Source organism: Megasphaera sp. ASD88, assembly GCF_002287425.1.
Lineage (GTDB): Bacteria > Bacillota > Negativicutes > Veillonellales > Megasphaeraceae > Megasphaera > Megasphaera stantonii.
On sequence record NZ_NQXW01000047.1, the window covers coordinates 1 to 2,752 of the forward strand.

General features: G+C 47.2%; 3 protein-coding genes. All 3 read right to left on the minus strand.

Annotated features, from left to right (window positions below; translation table 11 throughout):
* The coding region (locus CJ260_RS12360; protein ID WP_304442062.1) for a CoA-transferase at window positions 1-538 on the minus strand (538 nt) is incomplete at its 3' end.
* 53 nt (window positions 539-591) lie between these two features.
* Complete coding sequence (locus CJ260_RS12365; protein WP_095630423.1) at window positions 592-2,007, minus strand: GntP family permease; 1,416 nt, start codon at window positions 2,005-2,007, stop codon at window positions 592-594.
* A gap of 311 nt (window positions 2,008-2,318) precedes the next feature.
* Window positions 2,319-2,609 (minus strand): LysR substrate-binding domain-containing protein, encoded by a 291-nt coding sequence (locus tag CJ260_RS12370; RefSeq protein WP_158221411.1) that lies wholly within the window; start codon window positions 2,607-2,609, stop codon window positions 2,319-2,321.
* Window positions 2,610-2,752: the final 143 nt, after the last annotated feature.

A 2,752-nucleotide genomic window follows, 5' to 3' on the forward strand; every position in this document is an offset into this window, starting at 1 on the left:
CGGCTGTCGTGCCGCGGATGATAGCTACATCAATTTTGTGCGGATGATACCAGAGCCATTCTTCGCCGCCCAATTCAATAACTTCAACGATATCTTCCTTCGTTACATCGTTGATTTTGCCGCCTTCTACACGGGGATCGACGAAGGTACGGAGACCTACTTTGGTAATCGTGCCGGGACGGCGGCCCGCGATGTCGCGGAACCATTGGGAAATCGTACCCTGCGGCAGGTTGTAGGCTTCTACCTTATTGTTGTTGATCAATTCGCCGAGACGCGGGGACAAGTTGAAATGACCGCCGATAATGCGTTTCATCAAACCTTCTTCGCCGAGGTGGTTCAGGCCGCGTTCGCCGCTGTCGCCCTGACCAGCCGCATATACGATAGACAAATCCTTCGGCGTGCCGTTGGCTTTAAACGAAGCCTGGATTTCCTTCAATACGGCTTCTGCAAGCAAGCCACCGACAAAACCGCTCGTTGCTAACATGGAACCATCTTTAATCTGCTGAACCGCTTCAGCAGCCGTTACAAATTTTGCCATGATGAGCATCTCCTCCCATTCTATACTTCAACAAACGTCTATATATAAATCGTTTAGTGGAGCCCTGTTACAGAGTAGATAAAGATGATGACGAATACAGTGAAGGTCTTCAATACCGTAATCGCAAAGATATCTTTATACGATTCTTTATGGGTCAGGCCGCAAACTGCGAGCAGCGTGATAACCGCGCCATTATGAGGCAAGGTATCCAAACCGCCGGAAGCCATGGAGGCGACGCGGTGAAGGATTTCCGGACCCATGCCGATAGACTGACCCCAAGCGAGCCAATCCTGAGCCATCAGTTCCAAAGCGATAGCCAAACCGCCGGAAGCGGAGCCTGTAATACCGGCCAGTACCGTTACGCTGACAGCTTCAGATACGAGCGGCGTGCCGCCGATATGGATGCCGATGAGGAAGTTAGCAACTTCAGCGAAGCCCGGAAGCTGGGAGATAACGTTACCATAACCAACTTCGGATGCCGTGTTCATAATAGCGAGCAGGGAGCCGATAGCACCGGCGTTGAGGATCTTGGACATGCCGTCGACCGTCTTGATTTCGCGCCAGCCGACAACCAAGGCTACCAAAATACCGCTTACGAGAGCGATGATAAGGGCCCAGATACTAGCTACGTTCTGAACCTTAGCAGCTACAAGGGGAACGCCCTTCATGGAATGGAAGGGTTCCAAAATAGCCGGGTTCCACGTAACCAATTCCGTAATGGCGAAGTTGACGACCAATACCGTTACCAACGGCAGGCAGGCAACATACCAGGGGAACAATCTTGCGTTCGGATCGATAACCGGTTCGTTTGTCGTGTGGTTGCCGTAGCCTTCGCCCTTGGCAATCGCAGCTTTCAAACGATGGGTTACGTAGACAATACCTAAGCCGTAAATAATAGCCGAGCCGATGAAGCCGGCAAGAGGACCGGCATAGAGGTTCGTGCCGAAATATGTCGTCGGAATAACGTTCTGAATCTGCGGAGTGCCCGGCAAGGCGTCCATCGTAGCCGTAAACGCGCCGAGGGCAATGCAGACCGGGATTAAACGTTTCGGATAATTTGCTTCTTTAAAGAGAGCCGCAGCAAAGGGATATACTGCGAATACAACGACGAACAAGAGAACGCCGCCATAGGTCAGGATCGAACCTGCCAATACGATGGAGAGAACGGCTTTAGCCGGTTCTTTGCCCAAGCCATTGATGATGGCGCTGGCCAAGCCGCGGGCCAATCCAGTTTCTTCCATGACTTTACCAAAAATAGCACCTAACATGAATACCGGGAAGTACGATTTGATGTACGTTACAGCCTTGCCCATGAACAATTCGGTGTACGAAGGCATAACGTCAAGGCCAGTCAAGGTAGCCGCCAAGATAGCCATGATTGGAGCCATCATGATAACGGAGAAGCCACGGTATGCAAAGGTCATCAAGCCAATCAAGCTCAGCAGAATAACGAGAATGTTAAAATCCATATGTCTCTCATCTCCTTTACCAATATAAAGTTTTAAAAAGTGAAAACAGTAACAAGTTAAGTCATGACAAATGTACGCTTTACATTTAACGAATGCATTCTATGCTTTCATGATAGCACTTTCTATGAGGCAAAGTAAAACGACGTGTCTTCATTTTTTATATGAAAATCATTCAATAATTCATATTTTCATTCATCTTTCTAGGTTAAACGTTTGATGTTTTGCATATTTGCCTTTTTATGGCAATAAAATAATGAGTTTTTGTCCAATGAATGCAAATAATGCAATCGGACAAAAACTCATTGACAAGTTTATTTTTTTATAAACGTTTGAATCATGTCTAAAAACAGCTGCATAGGCGTGGAAATGAATTTTTCCTTGCGATAGGCTAGCGTCGGAATCCAGGGAAATTCCGGGTCCGTCAAGTGAATCTGCACGACCTTTCCATCGCAGATCTTATCGATGACCGGCTTGGGCAGAATGGTAATCCCATTGCCGCAGTTTATGGCTTCAATAAGCAGATCCCACTGCCCGCTCTCCATGACGATATTCGGGGAAAAACCAGCTTTATGGCAGTTGTTGATAATGCTGTCATGAAGCATGAACGTATTATTCAGTGGCGAATTTACAATACAAGTGCAACACCTATAAAAAATGACACATAGGTTTCTGATATAATAATGCTACCAAACAAAATCTATATCTCGGAGGAAACCTATGTGCCACTATCATCATCTTACTCTAT

Coding starts and splice junctions, on each gene's coding strand:
- CJ260_RS12370 (WP_158221411.1), bottom strand. CDS start 2,609: ATGCTTCATGACAGCATTATCAACAACTGCCATAAAGCTGGTTTTTCC.
- CJ260_RS12365 (WP_095630423.1), bottom strand. CDS start 2,007: ATGGATTTTAACATTCTCGTTATTCTGCTGAGCTTGATTGGCTTGATG.